The following is a 19,044-nucleotide window of genomic DNA, read 5'->3' as shown; positions in this document are numbered from 1 at the left end:
AGGGGTTGCCCGAGCCGCGCCGGCGTTTCGTCCCGCCGATTGGCGCGCCAAGCGGCCGCTTCTGCACACACGCATGTGGCTGAGGCGGCTGGTGCTGGGTGCTACCAGCACCGGCCCGGTACCGCCGCTTAAGTTGAATTCGACTGCATAGAAATACTCGCTATGGTTGCGCAAGGGAGGCGAAGCGTTTCTGCAACATTTGGTGCCGGAGGGCGCATGGCTGCCGAGGAAACGCCAACAGATACTGAGGTCGTGGCATTGGGCGGCGAGCCCCCCAATCCGAAGGATTTCGCCGAGACCATCGCCGCTGGGCTCGACGAACGCCGCGACGCGCCGCGCTTTCCCTTGCGGGAGGACTGTACGGTCGTGTCCGGGACACAGGTTCAGCGGGCCGTCGTGCGCGACGTTTCGACAAGTGGGGCAATGCTGCACGGCGTCCGCAACGTCATCGCCGGCCATCTGGTGCGCCTGCGCCTGGACCGCATGCCGGATCACCCGATCCTGGCCCGCGTTCGCGGTGTCAGCCTGCTCGGTGTCCATCTCTCGATCGAGGGTGCGGCCGAGAGGGAACTCTGGCAGGAGGCGTTGCGGGACGTGCTTGGCTGAAGGCTGCCGTAGCCTGGGCAACGGCTCGCAGACGATCCGTTAGCACCGGCAGATGCTGTGACGGTGGCAATCCACGACGCGGCGACGCGGAATGGCGTCGTTGCGCACGGTGTGTGCGACGTCGTCGCGATCTGCCCGCCGCCCGGACGCGGTGCTGGCCAATGCGCGCCGGGGCGAACTGCTCGCCGCGGCTGAGGTCGTGCAGCTCGCTCACCTCATCCGCTTCGGCCCGGTGTCGAAGCAGCAGCGGCCGAGACGTGATTGAAGCCGTGGCCGGGCCGCGCGCACCGGATCGATCCGACATGCCCCGCGCCTTGACGCTGCGTGCGACGCATCGCTAGCCTCGGCTTCAGCCATCGGGACGCATTGCGCCATCCTGGACCCGGAGCTCCTCCGATTTGCAGCAAGGCCTCGCCGGCGCAGATGTCGAATGGGAGGAACCGGGATATGACTACACGTCGCGCCGTGCTCGCCGCACCTGTTGCGGGTTCTCTCGGCCTCGCGCTGGCCCGTGCGGCGCGGGCGCAGACGCCGGCCGAACTCGTCGTCATGGCTGGCCGCATCGACGACGCGGTGAGCCTCGATCCGGCCGAGGCCTATGAATACACCTCAGGTGAGATCGCGGCGAACTGCTACCAGCGGCTGATTCGGCCGGCCGATGACGACGCCAGCCGGATCGTCGGCGACCTCGCGGAATCCTGGGAGGTATCAGGCAATGGGCGTGTCCTCGCCTTCCGGCTGAAACGGAACGCGCGCTTCGCCAGTGGCAACCCCGTCACGGCCGAGGACGCGGCGTTCTCCTTCCATCGCGCCGTCACGCTGAACAAGTCGCCGGCTTTCATCCTGACCCAGCTCGGCCTGGCGCCGGACAATGTCGCGCAGCGGGTGCGCGCGACGGACCCACACACCCTCACGATCGAAGTGGCGGAGGGCCTGGCGCCGAGCTTCGTCCTCTATTCCCTTTCCGCCGGCGTCGGCGGTGTGGTCGAGCGCGCGATCGCCGTGGCGCGGGCACGAGAGAATGATTTCGGCAATGGCTGGCTGAAGCAGAACAGCGCGGGTTCCGGCCCCTTCGCCCTGCGCGCCTGGCGCGCGAGCGAGAGCATCACGCTGGATGCCAATCCCCACGCCCCGGACCCGCCGCGAGTCCGCCGCATCATCCTGCGCCACATCCCGGAGCCAGCGACGCAGTTCCTCACGCTCCAGCGTGGTGACGTGGACATCGCGCGTCGCCTCGGCACGGAGGAACTCAATCGCGCCGAGGCCGACCAGCGGCTTCGCGTGACCTTCAGCCCCAAGGCGAGCCTGCTCTACCTGGGCCTGTCGCAGCGCCATGCGGCGCTGTCGAAGCCGCAGGTGCGCCAGGCGCTCAAATGGGCGATCGACTACGAGGGCATCCAGCGCAACCTCGTCCCGCGGACCTACGTCGTCCACCAGTCGCACCAGCCGAAAGGCTTCGCTGGCGCGCTCGAGGACCATCCCTTCAGGCGGGATCCGGACCGCGCCCGCGCACTGCTGCGCGAAGCCGGCTTCGCGGGTGGCTTCGAGGCATCGCTCGACTACACCTCCGCAAGCCCCTTCAGCGACATCGCACAGGCGATCCAGGCCAATCTGGCCGAGGTCGGCGTCCGGCTCCGCATGACGCCCGGCGAAGGCCGCCAGATGCTCGGCCGCTATCGCGCGCGGCAGACCGATATCGTGCTGACGCGCTGGGGCTCGGACTTCCTAGACCCGCACAACAATTCGGACTTCGTGTTGTTCAATCCGGACAACAGCGACGCCGGGCGCGTGCGTAACGCCGCCTGGCGCAATAGTTTCCACGATGAGGAGATCAATCGCAGGATCCAGGCGGCGCTGCGCGAACCGGATACGGAAAAGCGCATCAGCCTCTATCGCGACCTGCAGGTCTTCGATCGTGAACAGGGGCCCTATGTGTGGCTGCTGCAGGAAGTGGAGGCGACGGTCGCCAATAGCCGCACCACTGGCCTGCAGGTGGGGTTGCTGTTCGATGGAACGCGGTACGGGCGCATCCAGAAGACCTGACCCGCATCATCCTTCCAGGTCGCGCGACAGATCCAGCAACTCCGCCGTGTAGGGATGCGCCACCTGGCCGGCACGCAGTTCGGCCTCGGTCAGCGTTTCCACGATGCGGCCTTGGCGCATCACCGCGACTGCCCCGCAGAGATGCGCCACCACCGCGAGGTTGTGGCTGACCAGCAGGTAGGTAAGCCCTCGCTCGCGCTGCAGTTCCGCGAGCAGGTTCAGCACCTCCGCCTGCACGCTGACATCGAGCGCCGAGGTCGGCTCATCCAGAAGCATCACGCGCGGGTCGGCGATCAAGGCGCGGGCGATGGCGACGCGCTGGCGCTGCCCACCCGAGAGCTGGTGCGGAAAGCGGAAGCGCACGGCGGCCTGCAGCGCCACTTCATCCAATGCACGGCGGATGCGCGCATCGGCGTCCGTCATGCCGTGCACCGCGAGCGGTTCGCTCAGGATGCGGTCCACCGTCTGGCGCGGATGGAGCGACCCGTAGGGATCCTGGAACACCATCTGGACGTTGCGGAAGAAGGCGCGATCGCGGCGCGGACCCAGTGCCTTTCCGTCCATCGCCATGTGGCCGGTCCAGTCCTGCGCCAGCCCGGCCAGTGCGCGCAGCACGGTGGACTTGCCGGAACCGCTCTCGCCCACCAAGCCGAAACTCTCCCCGGTCGCCACGCTGAGGGAGACCTGCTGCACGGCATGCACCGGGCCGAACCGTACATCGAGGCTCCGCACCTCGATCACCGAGGGACCTCCTCCAGCCAGGCGGGGTCGCGTCGGAGAACCGGCAGGCTCCCCCGCTTCTCCGCCAGGCGGGGCAGGCACCGCAACAAGCCCATTGTGTAGGGGTGGCGTGCGGCGGCGAGGTCGCGCGCCGGCAGTTCCTCCATCACCTGACCGGCATACATCACCGCGACGCGGTCGCAGAAGCGAGAGACGAGCGGAAGGTCGTGGCTGATGAGCAGCAGCCCCATGCCGCGTTCGGAGACGAGGCGGTCGATCAACCGCAGGATCTCTGTCTGCACCGTGGCATCGAGCGCGCTGGTCGGCTCATCCGCGATCAGCAGGTCCGGCCCCGGGGCGAGCATCATTGCGATCATCACCCGCTGGCCCATGCCGCCGGAGAGTTCGTGCGGATAGGCGTCGAAGACGCGGCGCGGGTCGCGGATCAGCACCTGTTCGAGCAGCGAGAGCGCTGCGTCCTTCGCCTCCGCACGGCTGCCACGCTTGTGGGCGCGCCAGGCTTCCGCGATCTGGCGGCCGGCCGGCATGACCGGGTTGAGCGAGTATTTCGGGTCCTGAAGGATCAATCCCATCCGCGCGCCGCGCAGGCGGCGCATGGCGCGTTCCGGGGCGGTCAGTACGTCGGTATCTCCGAAGCGCAGGGTATCGGCGGCGATCCGCGCCTGGCGCGGCAGCAGGCGCATCAACGCGCGCCCGGTGACGGACTTGCCCGAGCCGGATTCCCCGACAATGGCCAGTTTCTCCCGCCCAATGGTGAACGACACGCCACGCACCGCATGCAGCCAGCCCGAAGGCGTCGGGAAATCGATGCGCAGGTTGCGGATCTCGGCCAGCGTTTCGCCGCTCATCGCTGCTTCGGGTCCAGTACGTCGCGCAGCCCATCACCAAGCAGGTTGAAGGCGAGGCTAGCGAGGAAGATCGCGATGCCGGGGATCACCGGCACCCACCACTGTTCCAGGATGAAGCGCCGCCCCGTCGCGATCATCGTACCCCATTCCGGCAGCGGCGGCTGGGCGCCGAGGCCAAGGAAGCCGAGCCCCGCCGCCGTGAGGATGATGGAGGACATGTCGAGGGTGACGCGCACGATCAGGCTCGGCACGCAGACCGGTGCCACGTGGCGCAGTACGATCCTGAACGGCGAGGCCCCGGTCATGCGTGCAGCGGCGATGAAATCCGCGTTGCGGACGCCGAGTGCCTCCGCCCGCGCGAGCCGCGCATAAGGTGGCCAGGCGGTCAGCGCGATGGCGGCGATGGCACTGCCAATCCCGGGCTTCATCGCGGCGACGAAGGCAAGTGCGAGGATCAGCCGCGGAAAGGCGAGGAAGACATCGGTCACGCGCATCAGCAGCCGGTCGAGCAGGCCGCCCGCGTAGCCCGCGGTCGCGCCGACCAGCAGGCCGATCGGTGCGACCAACACGACAACCGCGACCACCATGCCGAGCGTGATCCGCCCGCCGTAGAGGATGCGTGACCAGATGTCGCGGCCCAGCTCATCCGTGCCGAGCCAATGGTCGCGCGAGGGCGGTTGCAGCCTTTGATCTAGGATCTGTGCCCCAGGATCATGCGTCGCGAGCAGCGGCGCCAGCAGCACCAGCAGCAGCATCGCTACGACGACGAGCAACCCCGCCATCGCCAGCGGGTTGCGCCGGAACGCGATCCAGGCCTGGTAGCGCCGGCCCCAGGCCGCTTGGGCGCGCGAGCCCGGCGCCTCCGACAGCAGCCATTCGCGCGAGAAGGCGCGAATCATGCGCGCACACGCGGGTCGAGCACGCGATAGAGCAGGTCCGCGCACAGATTCAGCCCGACATAGATCAGCCCGACTACAAGCGTCGCGCCCAGCACGGCATTCATGTCCGCGTTCAGCAGCGATACGGTGAGATACTGTCCGAGGCCGGGCCAGGAGAAGATCGTCTCCGTCAGCACAGCGCCTTCCAGCAACCCGGCATAGGTCAGCGCCAGCACCGTCACGAGTGGCACGGCGGTGTTGCGGAAGGCGTGGCCCCAGATGATCCGCATTTCCGAAAGCCCTTTCGCGCGGGCCGTCGTGACGTATTCGGAGTGCAGTTCGTTGAGCATGAAGGCACGCGTCATGCGCGCGATGTAGGCGAGGGAGAAAAAGGCAAGCACGCCCGCGGGCTGCGCCAGATGCGCCAGTGCATCGCGGAACGCGGCCCAGTCACCGGCCAGCGCAGCATCCACCGTCAGCAGACCGGTGTGCGTATCCACCATGTCCTGGAACATCAGCCCCTGCCGGCCCGGCCCCGGCGCCCAACCGAGCCCGGCGTAGAACACCAGTAGCGACAGCAGGCCGAGCACGAAGACCGGCAGGCTGTGGCCGGTCAGGCAGAACAGCCGAATTGCCTGGTCCGCCGCCGTCCCCTGGCGCACCGCCGCCAGGACGCCAAGCGGCACGCCAACCAGGACCGCCAGCAGCAGCGCCGCCGTTGCAAGCTCAAAGGTTGCGGGAAAGAAGCGCGCGATGTCCTCGGTGACCGGATTCGCTGTCATCACGGACTGGCCGAGATCGCCCGACAGCAATTGGCCGAGGTATCGGATGAACTGTTCGGGCAGTGGCCGGTCGAGACCGAGTTCGATCCGCGTCCGCTCCACGACATCCTGCGGCGCACGGTCGCCGACGATCGCCAGCACCGGATCGATCGGCACCACCCGTCCAATCAGGAAGGTGACCAGCACCAGGCCGAACAACGTGATCGGAATGCTGGCGAGGCCGGCGAGGAATGCTCGTGACCGCGCGGCGGAGAACCGCCTCACGCAGCATGCGCCTTCGCCCGGCGCGCCTGGGGTGCTCGCACCAACGCGCCGGCCCACGCCCACGCGCGCGCGAACGGGTATGCTGTCATCGCGGAGGCCTCACCTGAATGGCTTCCAAGTGGTGTCACGATGCACGGCGGCCGGGGCCACTGTCGAGTGCAGAACCGGCGGGGCGGTGCGACGCAGGAAAGCGTCGTCCGCACACGCTGCCACGTGAATGTTCGGGAATTGGAACACCGTGCTGCGACGTCCGGGTCGCGACGGGCGCGGATGTCGGTGCCCGAGACCGTAGACCGGGCGGGCGGGGTGCCTCGGATCGAGGAACACAGGATCAATTGCTCTGCTCGCGGTCGCGCCGATGATGGCGGCCGGCCGGCCCCTGGCGCTGACAGTGATCCAGCACCAGGAGACACAGCGGCGAGGGCGCTTCGCTGCCCGCCCCGTGCAAATAGCCGACGGGGCGGCGGCCAGGAGTGCCAGAATTCGGCTTGCTCACAGCCTTAACGGCCGATCCCGCGCCGGAGTTTCTCTCGGAGACGGGCAGCCCGGCCAGGTGCGGCGTCACCTCGATCCCGTTGTGGTCATGCGATCCCCGGGTCGCGCAGCAATGCGTCCGGAATGGCCTCGGCCGCCGCGGCCAGCGGATCGCGGGGCAGCACGCGGTGCGTCAGCACCATCGCCGCCAGGGTACGCCGATCCGGCTGATCCACCTGCGCCGCTTCCCACGCCATCGCGGTTGCGGACGCCACATTGTACAGCCCGGTTGCCGCCTGCCGTGCCAGCACGGCACCGCCTTCGCTGCCGGCGTGGCGTGCCAGGGCGAAGGCCCGCGCCGTCGCCTCGGCCAGCCCGGGCAGCGGTTCGGGCGTGGCGCCCTGCAGGCCGGCGAGATGTGCCTCCAGCGCCTCCAGCGAGCCCTCGCGCGCCGCAGCGCGCAGCACGTCGAGTGCCACGATGTTCGACGTGCCTTCCCAGATCGAACCGAGATGCGCATCGCGCACCAACCGCGCATCGGGGAAGTCCTCGATGTAGCCGCAGCCGCCGCGCACCTCCATCGCATCGCCGGTGATGACGCGCGCATCGCGGCAGGCGCGGAACTTGATCAGCGGTGTCAGGATGCGCAGCAGAGGATAGGCGGCGGCGTCGCCGGAATCCGATCGGCGCAGTGCCTCGGCCGTCTGGAACACCATCGTCCGCGCCTGTTCCGCTCGCACCAGCATCTTTGCCAATTGACGGCGCATCAGCGGCAGAGCGACGATCGGCGTGCCGAAGGCGATGCGGCGATGGGCGATGAACAGCGCCTCGGTCACCGCCTTGCGCATCATGCCCGCCGCGCGAACGCCGTTCGACAGGCGTGAATTGTTCACCATGTCGGCCATTTGGCGCATGCCGGCGCCGGGTTCACCGATCATCCAGGCGGTCGCGCCCTCCAGCTTGATCTCGCCGCTCGCCATCGACCGTGTGCCGAGCTTCTCCTTCAGCCGCACGATGCGGTAGCGGTTCGCGCCGCCATCAGGCAAGGTCCGCGGCAGCAGGAACAGCGACACGCCTTTGATGCCCGGCGATGCGCCTTCGGGGCGCGCCAGCACCATCGCCAGTTCCGCATCGGCGTTGGAACAGAACCACTTGTCGCCGGTCAGCGCCCAGGATCCATCCGTATGCGGCGCAGCCGTGACGGCGGTGTTGGCGATGTCTGACCCGGCGCCCTGTTCGGTCATGAACATCGCGCCCTGGAACAGCTCGTCCATGTCCTGTGAGGTCAGCGCGGGCAGGTAGCGGTCGATCAGTGCGGGCGCACCGAACTTTCGCAGCGTGCGCGTCAGGCTGTCGGTCATGGAGACCGGGCAGCACAGGCCGAATTCCGCCTGCACGAACAGATAGGTGATGGCGTACTTCGCGGCAGCCGGCATCGGCGCCGGCCAGTCGAGCACGCCGCCGCGATGCGACAGTGCGGCGAGGCCGTATTCCCCGAAGGCCAGACGCTCCATTTCCCGATAGGCGGGATGGTAGTCGATGGATTGCGCATCCTCCCCACGCCGCGTGCGGTGGACCAATTCGGGCGGATTCACATCCGACGTCGCGGCAAGATCCGCCAGCGCCCCGCCCGCCAGTCCACCCAGCCGGTCGAGATGAGGCAGTAGATGCGCAAGCAGGTCGTCCGGCAGGTACAGCGGCAACAGCGCGGCGAGCGTCGGATCGGCGCGGAACAGGTTGAGGCCGTGGCTGTCCGGCACGGCCTCGGCACCGACCGGGGCGGGGCGGTTCGGGCGGATGATGGTCATGGGCGTCTCCTCGGGTGGAGGATACGCCCATGCCGCAGTGTCAGACGACCCGGAAGTTGGAGAACTGCCAGGGGTCCGCGGTGTCCACATCCTCAGGGAACAGCGCACCGCGATCCTGCAGCGGCGTCCAATCGGAATACACGCCGGCCATCTCGCCCAGATAGGGCAGGCAGATCTCGAGCGCACGGGCGTGGTCGAGCTCATCGGCTTCGAGCACCCCGGCATTCGGGTTCTCGATGGCGAAGACCAGGCCGGCTAGCACAGCGACGCAGACTTGCAGCGAGGTCGCATTGTTGTGCGGCGCCAACGCGCGCGCTTCCTCGATGGTCAGGCGCGACCCGTACCAGTACGCACCCTTCTTGTGACCCATCAGCAGCACGCCAAGCTCGTCCACGCCGGAGGTGATCTCCTCCATCATCAGGCGCTGCTTGTCCTGCATCTCCCAGTTCTTGCCGGCGAGCTCATGGACCGACAGCACCGCATCGTCGCAGGGGTGATAGGCGTAATGCGCCGTCGGGCGATGCAGCACCGCACCCGACGTGTCGCGTAGCGTGTAGTAGTCGGCGAGCGAGATGGATTCGTTGTGCGTGATGAGGAAGGCGTGCATCGGCCCTTCCAGTGGCGTCCAGGACCGCACGCGCGTGGAAGCCCCCGGGCGCATCAGATAGATCGCCGCGTCGCAGCCGAAATCATGCCGCCGGCCGTCGGGCGGCAGGCCCTTCTCATGGCTGCCCCAGCCGAGTTCCGCCGGCTGGTTGCCTTCACCGACGAAGCCGTCGATCGACCAGGTGTTGACGAATTCCCCGCGCGCCTTGGGGCGACCGGCGGCGACCTGGGTGTCACGCTCGGCGATGTGGATCACCTTCACGCCGAGATCGGCGGCGAGCTGCGCCCAGCCTTGCCGCGTCGCGGGCACGTCCGTCGCATGGCCGGTGTCGCTCGCGACGTTGAGCAGCGCCTGCTTCACGAAGTGCGAGACCAGCCCCGGATTGGCGCCATGCGTCGTCACTGCCGTCGGCCCGGCGCCGTTCTTCAGCGCGAGTGCGCTTTCGCGCAACGCATAGTTCGACCGCTGCGACGGCGTCAGCGAGGGATCGGTATAGCCGCCGACCCAGGGCTCGACGCAGGTATCCAGGTACAGCGCGCCGATCTCCCGGCACAGCGTTACCAGCGCCACCGAGGACACATCCACGGACAGGTTCAGCAGGAAGTCGCCCGTCACCAGGCGGCCGCGCAGGACGCTTTCGTAGTTCTCCCGGGTCAGCGGCAGCACCGTGTGCGCGATGCCGTATTCGGCCGCGATCGCCGCGCCGCGGTCATCGGAGGTGACGATCTCGATGCGGTCCCTCGGCATGTCGATATGCTTCAGGATCAGCGGCAGGACGCCCTGGCCGATCGAACCGAAGCCGAGCATCACCAAGCGCCCGGAGAAGGCGGCGTGCTTCATCGTTCTGTCTTCCCCTGAGAATCAGGCGGCGCGTGCCGCGGCGGCTTCATAGCCCGGCGTGGCGAGCATGGGCGAATCGGACACTTCCGTGACAAGCGCACGATCGAATCCGTTGAAGGCGGTGCGCAGCGCGGTGCCGTAGGCGCCGAGCTGGCCGACTTCGATCCAGTCGCCCTCCCGCACGTCGGCCGGCAGCATCCAGGGGCCGCGCATGACGTCGGCGCTGTCGCAGGTCGGGCCGAACAGCGTGAAGGCGCGCATGACCTCCGACGGTTGGCCATCCAGGCGGATCAGCCGGTGGGGGAAGCGGAAGCCCGGCGCGCCGGCATCCGACAGCGCGCCATAGACGCCATCGTTGACATACAGCGCATCGCCACGCCGCTGCTGTACCTGCACCACCACCGATGCACCCCCCGCCACCAGCGCGCGGCCCGGCTCGGCCCACAGCCGCACGCCTTCGGGCAGCAACGCCGCGCCGGCGCGGATCGCGTCCATGAAGGCGGCCAGCGCCGGCGGCTCGCTGCCGGGATACGCGACCGGGAAGCCGCCGCCGACATCGACGATCTCGACCGTGACGCCGGACGCCGCGATCACCTCGGCCGCCAGCGCCAGCGCGCGCGTCCAGGCCGCCGGGTCGAGGCATTGCGAGCCGACATGGAAGGACAGGCCGAGCCGTGCGGCATGCGGGCGAGCGGCGCGCAGAAGTGCAGCCGCATCGACCGGCGCGGCGCCGAACTTGCCCGACAGGTCATAGGCCGCATTGCCCTTGGGCAGGGCGAGCCGCACCACCAGGCCGAGCTCGTCGCCGCCACCCGCTTCCTCGAGAATCTTCGTCAGCTCCCCATCGGTATCGAGCACGAAGTCGCGCACGCCATGCTGCGTCCAGGCGCTACGGATCGCGCCGCGCGACTTGACCGGGTGCATGAAGTGGATGGTGGCCTCGGGGAACAGGCTGCGCACCAGCCGCACCTCGGCGTCCGAGGCACAGTCGAAATGCGTCACGCCACCCGCCGCGATGGCGCGCAGCATGGTCGGTTCGGCATTGCACTTCACGGCGTAGAGCACATCGCCCGGGAAGGCGGCGACGAAGGCGCGCGCGGCCGCGGTCACCGCCTGCGGGCGCAGGCAGTGCACCGGCTCCTCCGGGCGCAGCGAGGCGACCACGGCATCGACGCTCGGGCGGCGGGCCGGGACGGCGGGGCGGCGGAGCGGCGCGACGGCGCCGCGCGGGCGGATCTGGTTCATCGCATCAAGGCTTTCAGGGCAAGAAGTGTGCGCCCGCCGCCGCGCCTCGGACCCTTCGGGTGGGCGCGGCGGCGGGGAATGAGGGAGCCTGCCGGCAGTCCGCCACGGACGACGCCCCGCGCCCCCCTCGGCCCGCGGAACGGGCTTAGGGACGGGACGCCGGCGCAACGGCGCGGATCAGGCGCTGCGTCTGATGCGATGGGTCTCCATCGCAAGGCGGCGGACAGGCGACACAGGCGGCTCCCTCGAACCTTCCGGCCCACGCGAATGGCCGGATCGAACAAAGGACGCGTCCCGTCGTTGCTTGTGGCCCGGATGCTCCAGGCCTCGCGGCACGTGCGATGGCGTCAGCGCCCCACCGGGGGCGCGGGCCGGAAACTATGCAGTCGATCCGGCGAATTCAAGTGAAATTGCGCGGAGGCGCCATGAATGGCGCGCATATCGGCCGGGGGGACGGGCGGCCTTGCCGGAAAGTCTCCGGCCGGTGGCGGCTTCCAAGCCGAAGCTCAGCCCTTCGCCGCCTGCAGGCAGAGGTATTCCCAGCCGATCGTCGCCGCCGCCAGCGCGGTGATCTCCGCCACGTCATAGGCCGGCGCGACCTCCACGACATCCGCGCCACGGAAATCGAGCGCGCCGAGCCGCCGCAGGATCCCCTGCGCCTGCCAGGTCGCGAGGCCGCCGACCTCCGGCGTGCCGGTGCCTGGCGCGAAGGCAGGGTCGAGCCCGTCGATGTCGAAGGACAGATAGGCCGGCCCACCGCCCACCACCTCGCAGACCTGCGCCGCCACGGCGGCGGGCGTGCTTTCATGGACCTGCTGCGCCGAAAGGATCGTGACGCCCTGGCCGCGCGTCCAATCGTACATCTCGGGCCAGGCAGGGGCGCGAATGCCAACCTGGATCATGCGCTTCGGCGCGATCAGCCCCTCGGTGATGGCGTGCCAGAACACCGAGCCATGGGCGAAGCGCTGGCCGAAATTATCCTCGGAGGTGTCGAGGTGGGCATCGATATGCACCAGGCCCACCGGTCCGCCGATGCGCTTCGTCAGGGCCCGCAGCAGCGGCAGCGTCACGCCGTGCTCGCCGCCGAAGGCCAGCAGATGGCGCAGCCCCGCTGCCTGCTGTTCGATCAGGCGCAGGCTTTCGGGAATGTCACCGAGGGCGATCCCGAACTCGCCGAGGTCCGACAGGTCTAGCGCGGTCGGGTCCACGCCGCTTTCGGGATGCCGCCCATCGGTCAGCATGCGGGCCGCGGCGCGGACGGCCCGCGGCCCGTCCCGCGTCCCGGCGCGGTTGGTGGTGCCGATGTCGAGCGGCACGCCCGCGACGCAGAAGGCAGCGCCGCGGTCGTCGGGGCGAGCGCCAAGAAAGGCGTGCGGGGCAGCGAAGGTGACGGGCGTGGGCATGACGGAGGTTAAGCCCGGGCGGCATGGCCCTGTCCAGGCGCGGCGTGCTTGGCTACCACCATGGCCATGATGCCCTTCCAGAACGGTCCGCGCCCCACCCTCGATGACATCCCCGGCTCCCTGATCCGGGAGGTGTCGGAGGCCGGGCGCGACATTCCTGGCCTGATCCGCCTGTTCTTCGGCGAGCCCGACACCGTCACCCCCGCTTTCATCCGGGATGCCGCGAAGGCCGCGCTCGATGCCGGGGAGACCTTCTATGCCCCCAATCCCGGCATCGCCCCGCTGCGGGAGGCGATCGCCCGCTATCTGAACCGCAACGGCCGGCCGATGGGGCCAGAACGGATCGCGGTCACTGCCTCGGGCGTCAATGCGCTGATGCTCGTGGCGCAGGCGCTGCTGGACCCGGGTGACGAGGTCGTGATCCCGATGCCCGCCTGGCCGAACATGGATGGCATCGCTCGGGTCATGGGCGCGCGTGTCACGCCGCTGCCGCTGCGCATCGTCAATGGTGTCTGGCGCGTGGACATGGATGAATTGCTCGCGACGGTCACGCCGGCGACGCGACTGATCTTCCTCAACAGCCCGGGCAACCCGACTGGTTGGACGCTGAGCGCGGAGGAGCAGCGCGTCATCCTCGACCATTGTCGCCGGACGGGCACCTGGATCCTGGCCGATGATGTCTATGAACGGCTGTACTTCGCGGGCGACGCGGCGCCGTCCTTTCTGTCCATCGCAACGGCTGAGGATCGCGTCGTCTCGGTGAATTCCTTCAGCAAGTCCTGGTCGATGACGGGATGGCGGCTGGGCTGGATCGCGGCACCCCCGGCGCTGATGGACAGCCTGGCGAAGCTCAACGAGTTCAACATGTCCTCCGCGCCGACCTTCGTGCAGCATGCGGGCGTCGTGGCGCTCGACCAGGGCGATGGCTTCATCGCCGAGACGTGGGCGCGCTACCGCGCGTGCCGTGACCTTGCGCTCGATATCCTGGGAGCGGTGCCGGGGGTGACGGCGCCGCGGCCCGAAGGGGCGATGTACCTGTTCCTGCGCGTGGCCGGCTGCACCGACAGCCTGGCGCTGGCGAAGTCGCTGTTGGGCAGCGCAGGCGTCGGCCTTGCCCCCGGCGCGGCCTTCGGCGCGGGCGGGGAGGGGCATCTGCGCCTGTGCTTCGCGCAGAGCGAGGAACGGCTGCGCACCGCCTGCACGCGCGTCGCGGCGGCTCTGGTTGCGGCCTGACGCACCGGCCCAGGGCTTCCCGTCCGCGCGCCGGCGTCCATACTGGACGCCTGCCGCGAGGAGAGAGCGATGCCCGAGCCGATGGACAAGCCCCAGTTCGACGCGCTGATGGAGCGACACGGCCTGCCGCTGACGGAAGCCGAGAAGGAGGGCATCCGTGCCGTCTCCGGCCACATGCTGGAAATGGCCCGGCGCGTGCGCACGCCACGCAACGCTGGCGCCGAGATGGCGCTGACCTTCGCCCCGAAGGGGGCGACGCGATGATCCCGACCATCGCCGAGGCGGCGAAGCAGATCGCCGCGAAGCAGATTTCGCCCGTCGAGTTCATGAAGGACCGCCTGGCCAAGGCGGAGGCGCTGAATCCGGAGATTCACGCCTTCATCCGCTTCACGCCGGAGGCCGCGCTGCAACAGGCCAAGGCCGCTGAGGCGCGGCAGATGGCCGGCACGCTGAAGGGGCCGCTCGACGGCATCCCGATCGGGCACAAGGACATCTACGAGACCGCCGGCATCCCCACCACCGCGCATTCCCGCGTGCTGATCGACCACGTGCCCGCCGCCGACGCCGCCGCGGTCACGGCCTGGGCCGAGGCCGGCGCCGTGATGCTCGGCAAGCTGGCGACGCACGAATTCGCCTGGGGCGGGCCGTCCTTCGACCTGCCCTGGCCGCCGGCGCGAAACCCCTGGAACACGGCGCATTTCACCGGCGGTTCCTCGTCCGGCACCGGGGCGGCGCTGGCGGCGGGCGTGATCCTGGGCGGGACGGGGTCCGACACCGGCGGGTCGATCCGCATGCCCGCCTCGCTCTGCGGCACGGCGGGGATCAAGCCGACCTATGGGCTGTGCTCGCGGCGCGGTGTGCTGCCGCTGTCGCATTCGCTCGACACCGTCGGGCCGCTCGCCTGGACGGTCGAGGATTGCGCCATCATGCTCGATGCGCTGACCGGCCATGATCCTGCCGACCCGTCTTCGGCCAACCGCCCGAAGCCCGACCTGCGGTCGGGGCTGAACAATGGCGTGAAGGGCCTGCGCATCGGCGTGATCCGGCACTTCCACGAGGTGGATTGCCCGGTTAGCCCGGGCATGGCCGCCGGTATCGCGCATGTGGTGCAGACGCTCGAGGGCCTCGGCGCGACGGTCACGGAGGTGACGCTGCCCTCGCTGCATGACTTCAACGCGGCGGGGTGGCTGATCCTCGCCGCCGATGCCTTCGCGGTGCACGAGCCCTGGCTGCGCACGAAGTTCCGCGACTATGGCGAGGTCCTGCGCGAACGCCTGGCACTGGCCGGCACCATCTCGGCCGCCGACTACCTGCAGGCGCAGCGGCGGCGGCGGGAGCTCTGCGACGCGGTGGCGAAGGCGATGGAAGGCTGCGATCTGCTGCTGACCGCGAGTTCACCGGGCGAGGCCCGGCTGATTACCGAGATGGGCAAATGGGCGTCCTTCCAGTCGCCCAACTTCACCATGCCCTTCAACCTGACCGGGCAGCCGGCGCTGACTGTCTGTGCCGGCTTCGGGGCGGGCGGGCTGCCGGTCGGCGTGCAACTGGTTGGCCGGCCCTTCGAGGACGCGACGGTGCTGCGCGCCGGGCATGCCTATGAACAGGCGACGACCTGGCGGGCGCGGCGCCCAGCCATGGCGGGCTGACACGCAGTCCCGGCGCGCTTCGCGGCCAGCGCGCCGGGACTCTCGTCCGCGCCCCTTGCCGCGCGATGCATGCCGGGTCCAGGTTTTCGCCACCGGCCGCGCCAGACGCCGGACAAGGAGGAAACCTTCATGCGAAGCTTCGGCCGTCGCCCGCTGCTGCATGCGCCCTTCGCGCTCGCCGTGATGTCCAGCCCTGCCATCGCCCAGGAACAGCGTCGCAGGCCGCCGCGCGATGGCGTCTGGGCAGGCGCCTGGGCTGCCTCGGCGCATGGGCCTTATCCGTCGGGCAATCCATCGGCCCAGCCCGACCAGGCCTTCGCCTTCCCGGTCCCGGCGGAAGGGGCGCGCGACCAGACGATGCGCATGATGGTCCGGCCCGACATCTGGGGGCCGGCCGCACGGCTGCGCTTCAGCAACGCCTTCGGCACGCGGCCCCTGGTGATCCAGGGCCTGCAGGTCGGTCTGCAAGGTGTGGGGGGCAATGTCGCGCGCGGCACCAACCGCCCGGTCACCTTTGGCGGCGCACCCAGCGTCACCATCGCGCCCGGTGCAACGGCCTGGAGCGATGCCGTCGCGCTGCCCTTCGTGCGCGGGTTGGGCGATCCGTTGCTGGAGGGGCGGCGCCTCGCGGTCAGCTTCCATCTTCCTGGTCCGACCGGGCCGATGACTTGGCACGCCAAGTCCCTGACCACCAGCTACCTGACCCCGCCCGGCGCGGGCGATCAGGCCCGCGGCGAGAGCGACGCCGCCTTCCCCTACACCACGGCCTCCTGGTTCTTCCTCGACATGGTCGAGATGCGCGCGGCAGCCGGCACGGCGGTGATCGTCGCCTTCGGCGATTCCATCACGGACGGCACGAACACCACGATGAACGGCGATGATCGCTGGCCCGACACCTTGTCGCGCCGGCTGCGTGCGCGCTTTGGCAACCGCGTGTCGGTCGTGAATGCCGGCATCGGTGGCAACCGTGTGCAGAGCCCGGCCAACTACACGCCGCAGGATCCGATCCCGGGTGGGCCTTCCGCGCTGTCGCGGCTGGAACGCGACGTGCTGCAGGTCTCAGGCGTGCGGACCGTGATCTGGATGGAAGGGATCAACGACCTCGGTTCCGCCGAGGCAACCGCGGACCAAGTGATCGCGGGGCTGCGCGACGGCGTCCGCCGGCTGCGTGAGCGCAACATTCGCGTCGTCGGCGCGACGCTGACGACGGCGCTCGGCTACAATGGTGGGCACGGCACGCCGCAGGTCGATGAGCGGCGCCGCGCCATCAATGCCTGGATCCGCGCGCCCGGCAATTTCGACGCCGTCGCCGATTTCGACGCGGTGACGATCGACCAGGCGACGGGGCAGCTGAAACCGCCCTTCATTCCCAACAGCACGGTGGGCGGGGCCGGCGACCGGCTGCATCCGAACCGTGCCGGGCTGATGGCGATGGCCGAGGCAGTGCCGATCGATGCCCTTGGCCTTGCCGCCCCAGCCCCGCCCGCGCGGCGCGAGCCGCGCCGGTAGGTCACCCCGCGCCCGGCGTGAAGGCCCGGATCCGGTGACCGTCAGGGTCAAGGGCGACGCAGCACCGGCCGAAATCCATGTCGGTCGGTGCCTGCGCGATGGCGACGCCGCGAGCCGTCCAATCCGCGTGGGTCGCATCCACGTTGGCGACCGCGAAGGCCAGTTCCCCGCCGCCGGCGGAACCCGGCGCCGGTTCCACGCCGCCCCGCATCCACAGGCCAAGGCCCATGCCGCCGGGGCGGCGGAACATGGCGAAGCCCCGCGAAGCCTCGTCCGGCGGCGTGCCGAGCAGGTCTTCATAGAAGGCCACGCTGCGCGCGACGTTATCGACATAGAGGATGACGAGGGTGGGATCGGCCATGGCCGTTGCTCCTTTGCTGCGGGTCGGAGCATGCCGGGCAGCCGCGTCGGAATCTGTCAGCAGGCGTCACGGCGCGTCGTCGGGTGCCGCCTGCGCTCGCCAGGTCGCGAGCAGCACGCGGCGCCGCTGCGGCAGGCGATCCGGCAGGGTGGTCGCCGTGGCGATGCGGTCCAGGCGGAAGTGGCGAAAGTCCTGGCGCAGCTCGCACCAGGCGGCCAGCACCTCGGTGGCGGCGAAGAAGCCGATGACGATCGGCCAGACCGTGCGCTCGCTCCTGGCACCGGCGCCATCGACATAACGTAGGCGCACCTTGTGTTCGCTTCGCATCGCCGCGCGGATCGCACCCAGGAATGGGGATGCCCCGCGCTCCGGTGATGGGCCGGCGCGCAGCGGGCTCGCCGCCGCGGCCTCCTCGATCGCCGGCGGCAGGATCGCGGCGATCTTCGCGAAGGCTTCCCGGCGGCCTCCGCGAGTGCGGCGTCGCCGCGTTCCGCGACCAGGCGCAGGCCGAGCATCACCGCATCGGCCTCCTCCTCCGTCAACATCAGCGGCGGCAGGAAGAAGCCCTCGCGCAGCCGGTAGCCTAAACCCGCCGCACCTTCGATCGATGCGCCCTCGGCGGCCAGCGTCGCGATGTCGCGATAGACGGTGCGCAGGGACACGCCAAGTTCCGCGGCCAGGTCGGCCGCCGTCACCGCGCGGCGGTGCCGTCGCAGCGCCTGCATCAGCACCAGCAGCGGGCCGCGCGCGACATGGCAGCGTCACAGTCCCAGCACGGGCTTCACCACGTACTGCCAGACGGTGAAGACCACCTCGATGCCCACCAGCACGACCACCGCGACCTCAAGCCCCAGTGCGCGGCGGCCATGGATCAACGACAGCACGCCTTCCGTGGTGTCGGAGATCAGCGTCAGCTTGCGGTCGAGCGCCGCACTGCGTTCCTTCAACTCATACTCATCCGCCAGGCGCGCATGCAGGCGTTCCAGCGCCGGGTGATCCCACAGCAACTCGGGCTTGTCCTCGGCCTCGACGCGTGCCGTGGTGCGGCTGCGCGCGGCCAGCGCATGGCCGATCTGCCGGTGCAGGGCGCGCGATGACGCCGCGAGCCGACCTTCGGTGCGCAGCGTCGTCACGATGGGCTCCAGCCGGTCCAGCGCCTCGGCCAGCAGGATTTCCTGATGCGCGAGCGCGGCACTCTTTGCCAGCGCATCGGCCACGACCGCGAGCCGCGCGATGGACAGGTCGCGCAGGCGGATCACGCCGTCGGGATCGACGCCGTCCTGCTCGGCCCCTTCGGTGATCGGCGCGGCCTCCTCGATCGGCTTCGGCAGCGCATTGGTCAGGCGCGGCTTCAGCATCTCCACCACGGCGGCCTCCTGCTCAGCATTCGCCCCGATGAAGACCACCGCGCCCCAGCGGAAGGCGAAGGCGGTGAAGCCTTCTGGTGTCGCGAGCGGCACCGGGTCGATAGTCGGTGCGCCCTCGCGCGGCAGACCCCGGTGATCGAGCCGCTCGCCCAGCAGCAGGGCGCGGGCGCGGATGCGCGGAGTGTCGGGCGTGGTCATGCGATCTCACCTCCGATGCCGGCAGGCCGATGCGCGACGCGCGACGCGGTGTTCGGCGAAGGGATCGGCGGAAGGGCTGTCATGGCGACCTCGGGCGAAGCAGGCGCGACGGGCCAGCCTGCGCGGCGGTCCGTCCCATGTCCATGACCCACAATGTCGAGATGTGGTGTGAAATCGGCGAGCCGACCCCC

The 19,044-nt window shown here is 69.6% G+C and carries 18 protein-coding genes and 1 pseudogene; 7 read left to right on the top strand and 12 right to left on the bottom strand.

Annotated features, from left to right (window positions below; all coding sequences use genetic code 11):
• The first annotated feature begins 216 nt into the window (after window positions 1-216).
• From AC2YHJ_RS05555 to AC2YHJ_RS05545, 3 genes are all read left to right on the top strand, one after another.
• A complete protein-coding gene (locus AC2YHJ_RS05555; protein ID WP_487394521.1) occupies window positions 217-606 on the top strand; it encodes a PilZ domain-containing protein in 390 nt (129 codons plus the stop codon).
• A gap of 91 nt (window positions 607-697) precedes the next feature.
• The gene (locus AC2YHJ_RS05550) at window positions 698-871 is read left to right on the top strand and encodes a hypothetical protein (RefSeq protein ID WP_487394520.1); all 174 of its coding nucleotides are present in this window, start codon (window positions 698-700) and stop codon (window positions 869-871) included.
• 182 nt (window positions 872-1,053) lie between these two features.
• Window positions 1,054-2,649, top strand: coding sequence for an ABC transporter substrate-binding protein (locus AC2YHJ_RS05545; protein WP_487394519.1), 1,596 nt, complete (start codon window positions 1,054-1,056; stop codon window positions 2,647-2,649).
• Between the two features lie 6 nt (window positions 2,650-2,655).
• Here AC2YHJ_RS05545 and AC2YHJ_RS05540 read toward each other — a convergent pair whose 3' ends face one another.
• From AC2YHJ_RS05540 to speB, 8 genes are all read right to left on the bottom strand, one after another.
• On the bottom strand, window positions 2,656-3,390 hold the full coding sequence (locus AC2YHJ_RS05540) for an ABC transporter ATP-binding protein (protein ID WP_487394518.1): 735 nt from the start codon (window positions 3,388-3,390) through the stop codon (window positions 2,656-2,658).
• The gene (locus AC2YHJ_RS05535; RefSeq protein ID WP_487394516.1) at window positions 3,387-4,238 is read right to left on the bottom strand and encodes an ABC transporter ATP-binding protein; all 852 of its coding nucleotides are present in this window, start codon (window positions 4,236-4,238) and stop codon (window positions 3,387-3,389) included. Before AC2YHJ_RS05535 ends, AC2YHJ_RS05540 begins: the two co-directional genes overlap by 4 nt.
• A complete protein-coding gene (locus AC2YHJ_RS05530; RefSeq protein ID WP_487394515.1) occupies window positions 4,235-5,137 on the bottom strand; it encodes an ABC transporter permease in 903 nt (300 codons plus the stop codon). The genes AC2YHJ_RS05535 and AC2YHJ_RS05530 overlap by 4 nt, the downstream gene beginning before the upstream one ends.
• Window positions 5,134-6,162, bottom strand: a complete 1,029-nt coding sequence (locus AC2YHJ_RS05525) for an ABC transporter permease (RefSeq protein ID WP_487394514.1) — start codon at window positions 6,160-6,162, stop codon at window positions 5,134-5,136. Before AC2YHJ_RS05525 ends, AC2YHJ_RS05530 begins: the two co-directional genes overlap by 4 nt.
• 581 nt (window positions 6,163-6,743) lie before the next feature.
• Entirely contained in the window at window positions 6,744-8,444 is a 1,701-nt protein-coding gene (locus AC2YHJ_RS05520) for an acyl-CoA dehydrogenase family protein (protein WP_487394513.1), read from the bottom strand.
• A 40-nt stretch (window positions 8,445-8,484) separates the two neighbouring features.
• Complete coding sequence (locus AC2YHJ_RS05515) at window positions 8,485-9,891, bottom strand: homospermidine synthase (protein ID WP_487394512.1); 1,407 nt, start codon at window positions 9,889-9,891, stop codon at window positions 8,485-8,487.
• 21 nt (window positions 9,892-9,912) lie between these two features.
• A complete protein-coding gene (locus AC2YHJ_RS05510) occupies window positions 9,913-11,136 on the bottom strand; it encodes a type III PLP-dependent enzyme domain-containing protein (protein WP_487394510.1) in 1,224 nt (407 codons plus the stop codon).
• 506 nt (window positions 11,137-11,642) lie between these two features.
• Window positions 11,643-12,539: an agmatinase gene (gene speB, locus AC2YHJ_RS05505; protein ID WP_487394508.1), complete on the bottom strand. Its 897-nt coding sequence runs from the start codon at window positions 12,537-12,539 to the stop codon at window positions 11,643-11,645.
• A 48-nt stretch (window positions 12,540-12,587) separates the two neighbouring features.
• On the opposite strand from speB, the gene AC2YHJ_RS05500 reads away from it, so the two are divergent.
• The 4 genes from AC2YHJ_RS05500 to AC2YHJ_RS05485 all read left to right on the top strand — a co-directional run bounded on the left by AC2YHJ_RS05500 (window position 12,588) and on the right by AC2YHJ_RS05485 (window position 16,927).
• On the top strand, window positions 12,588-13,772 hold the full coding sequence (locus AC2YHJ_RS05500; RefSeq protein WP_487394507.1) for a pyridoxal phosphate-dependent aminotransferase: 1,185 nt from the start codon (window positions 12,588-12,590) through the stop codon (window positions 13,770-13,772).
• 69 nt (window positions 13,773-13,841) lie between these two features.
• Window positions 13,842-14,036 (top strand): hypothetical protein, encoded by a 195-nt coding sequence (locus tag AC2YHJ_RS05495; RefSeq protein WP_487394505.1) that lies wholly within the window; start codon window positions 13,842-13,844, stop codon window positions 14,034-14,036.
• Window positions 14,033-15,418 carry an amidase gene (locus tag AC2YHJ_RS05490; protein WP_487394504.1) on the top strand — a complete coding sequence of 462 codons (1,386 nt, stop codon included), beginning with the start codon at window positions 14,033-14,035 and terminating at the stop codon, window positions 15,416-15,418. The genes AC2YHJ_RS05495 and AC2YHJ_RS05490 overlap by 4 nt, the downstream gene beginning before the upstream one ends.
• Before the next feature lie 129 nt (window positions 15,419-15,547).
• Window positions 15,548-16,927: a GDSL-type esterase/lipase family protein gene (locus AC2YHJ_RS05485; protein ID WP_487394503.1), complete on the top strand. Its 1,380-nt coding sequence runs from the start codon at window positions 15,548-15,550 to the stop codon at window positions 16,925-16,927.
• A 1-nt stretch (window position 16,928) separates the two neighbouring features.
• Here AC2YHJ_RS05485 and AC2YHJ_RS05480 read toward each other — a convergent pair whose 3' ends face one another.
• From AC2YHJ_RS05480 to AC2YHJ_RS05465, 4 genes and pseudogenes are all read right to left on the bottom strand, one after another.
• The gene (locus tag AC2YHJ_RS05480) at window positions 16,929-17,288 is read right to left on the bottom strand and encodes a VOC family protein (protein ID WP_487394502.1); all 360 of its coding nucleotides are present in this window, start codon (window positions 17,286-17,288) and stop codon (window positions 16,929-16,931) included.
• A gap of 66 nt (window positions 17,289-17,354) precedes the next feature.
• Entirely contained in the window at window positions 17,355-17,627 is a 273-nt protein-coding gene (locus AC2YHJ_RS05475) for a helix-turn-helix transcriptional regulator (RefSeq protein WP_487394656.1), read from the bottom strand.
• A gap of 248 nt (window positions 17,628-17,875) precedes the next feature.
• A pseudogene (locus AC2YHJ_RS05470) lies at window positions 17,876-18,013 on the bottom strand (helix-turn-helix domain-containing protein); the annotation flags it as partial.
• A gap of 36 nt (window positions 18,014-18,049) precedes the next feature.
• The gene (locus AC2YHJ_RS05465) at window positions 18,050-18,853 is read right to left on the bottom strand and encodes an RMD1 family protein (RefSeq protein WP_487394500.1); all 804 of its coding nucleotides are present in this window, start codon (window positions 18,851-18,853) and stop codon (window positions 18,050-18,052) included.
• Window positions 18,854-19,044 lie beyond the last annotated feature (191 nt).

Source organism: Roseomonas sp. SRI_022 (assembly GCF_057586215.1).
Note: the sequence above shows the minus strand (reverse complement) of the source record. Positions and strands in the feature narration are given on the sequence as shown.

Excerpts from the sequence above, each read along its gene's own strand:
- AC2YHJ_RS05555 (WP_487394521.1), top strand. The coding sequence starts at position 217 with ATGGCTGCCGAGGAAACGCCAACAGATACTGAGGTCGTGGCATTGGGC.
- AC2YHJ_RS05550 (WP_487394520.1), top strand. The coding sequence starts at position 698 with ATGGCGTCGTTGCGCACGGTGTGTGCGACGTCGTCGCGATCTGCCCGC.
- AC2YHJ_RS05545 (WP_487394519.1), top strand. The coding sequence starts at position 1,054 with ATGACTACACGTCGCGCCGTGCTCGCCGCACCTGTTGCGGGTTCTCTC.
- AC2YHJ_RS05535 (WP_487394516.1), bottom strand. The coding sequence starts at position 4,238 with ATGAGCGGCGAAACGCTGGCCGAGATCCGCAACCTGCGCATCGATTTC.
- AC2YHJ_RS05530 (WP_487394515.1), bottom strand. The coding sequence starts at position 5,137 with ATGATTCGCGCCTTCTCGCGCGAATGGCTGCTGTCGGAGGCGCCGGGC.
- AC2YHJ_RS05520 (WP_487394513.1), bottom strand. The coding sequence starts at position 8,444 with ATGACCATCATCCGCCCGAACCGCCCCGCCCCGGTCGGTGCCGAGGCC.
- AC2YHJ_RS05515 (WP_487394512.1), bottom strand. The coding sequence starts at position 9,891 with ATGAAGCACGCCGCCTTCTCCGGGCGCTTGGTGATGCTCGGCTTCGGT.
- AC2YHJ_RS05510 (WP_487394510.1), bottom strand. The coding sequence starts at position 11,136 with ATGAACCAGATCCGCCCGCGCGGCGCCGTCGCGCCGCTCCGCCGCCCC.
- speB (WP_487394508.1), bottom strand. The coding sequence starts at position 12,539 with ATGCCCACGCCCGTCACCTTCGCTGCCCCGCACGCCTTTCTTGGCGCT.
- AC2YHJ_RS05495 (WP_487394505.1), top strand. The coding sequence starts at position 13,842 with ATGCCCGAGCCGATGGACAAGCCCCAGTTCGACGCGCTGATGGAGCGA.
- AC2YHJ_RS05490 (WP_487394504.1), top strand. The coding sequence starts at position 14,033 with ATGATCCCGACCATCGCCGAGGCGGCGAAGCAGATCGCCGCGAAGCAG.
- AC2YHJ_RS05485 (WP_487394503.1), top strand. The coding sequence starts at position 15,548 with ATGCGAAGCTTCGGCCGTCGCCCGCTGCTGCATGCGCCCTTCGCGCTC.
- AC2YHJ_RS05480 (WP_487394502.1), bottom strand. The coding sequence starts at position 17,288 with ATGGCCGATCCCACCCTCGTCATCCTCTATGTCGATAACGTCGCGCGC.
- AC2YHJ_RS05465 (WP_487394500.1), bottom strand. The coding sequence starts at position 18,853 with ATGACCACGCCCGACACTCCGCGCATCCGCGCCCGCGCCCTGCTGCTG.